At 69.8% G+C, this 1107-nt stretch carries 2 protein-coding genes; both read right to left on the reverse strand.

Annotated elements, in window-relative coordinates; genetic code table 11:
• Positions 1–280, reverse strand: a 280-nt coding sequence (locus FPZ12_RS45385; RefSeq protein ID WP_150980824.1) for an acylphosphatase, incomplete at its 3' end; no start/stop codon positions are given.
• 178 nt (positions 281–458) lie between these two features.
• Positions 459–1067 carry a hypothetical protein gene (locus tag FPZ12_RS45390; protein WP_144762688.1) on the reverse strand — a complete coding sequence of 203 codons (609 nt, stop codon included), beginning with the start codon at positions 1065–1067 and terminating at the stop codon, positions 459–461.
• Positions 1068–1107 lie beyond the last annotated feature (40 nt).

Here is a 1107-nt window from a genome sequence, read left to right on the forward strand (position 1 = left end):
CCTCGAAACCTTCGAGACCGCCCTCGGCGGCGGACCAGCGCTCGACGACGTTATCCACTCGTCCAGGTGATGAACTCGACCGCAAAAGCGACAACAACTGCTCACAGTGATCTTTGGTGCCCTCCGCCACGACCTGGACCCTGCCGTCGGCGAGGTTGGCCGCATGGCCGCGCAGCCCCAGCTCCAGCGCACGGCACCGGGTCCACCAGCGAAAACCGACGCCCTGCACGCGGCCGCTCACCCAGGCCGTCAGCCGTACTTCTTCTTTCACGGCCCACATGGTGCCGCACCCAGGCGACTCCGGACAGTTAACCCTGGGCGCCCTGCCGCTCGCTGACCGTGAGCTGAGAGTGCTAAGGTCCCCCGCGGATCAACCGTCCGGGCTAACACGCCCGGGCAGCACCGGTCGAAATTCCTCAGCAAGGAGCCACAATGGCCCATTCAGGGTCACGTTCGGGTCAACGCACCGAGGTGTCACCGCCGCGCGATCCGGCGTCTCGCGTGAAGCGCAGCGGATACGTCCTGCTCGCCGCCAGCGGCGTCGTACTCGCGACCGCGTTCGGCGGGATCGCCGAGCTCGCCTCGCCTTCTTCCGCCACGACGGACAACGCCAGCGCCACCAACGGAAACGCCGCGAACGGCACGCAGGTGATCCCGGGCAACGCCGTCCCGGGCACGATGACGGTCAGCGGCGTCGCGATGCCGGAGTCCAGCTCGCCGACCGCCGTGGTCAACATCGGACCGGACGGCAAGCCGACCATCACGCTCGTGCCGCCTCCCGGCTCCTCCGAAGCACCGGTGACCCTGCCCCCTGGCAGCCCGATCCCGCCGGGCACCGTGGTTCCGCCCGGCACGCCGACCGGCACCACGTCGCGCGACGACCCGACGACCACGGATCCGACTTCGCCGACGAACACCGGCGGGAGCAGCAGCACGCCGCCCGACTCCTCGACCACGACGAAGCCGAGCAGCTCGACCCCCACCACGACGGACAGCAGCTCCAGCACCGGCGGCACCTCGAGCAGCGGGGACACGTCCAGCAGCAGCGGCACTTCCAGCTCCGGCACGGGCAGCACCTCGCCCAGCGGCGACTAAACCGAGCCCACC

The sequence above is a fragment of the Amycolatopsis acidicola genome (assembly GCF_007713735.2).
Lineage (GTDB): Bacteria > Actinomycetota > Actinomycetes > Mycobacteriales > Pseudonocardiaceae > Amycolatopsis_E > Amycolatopsis_E acidicola.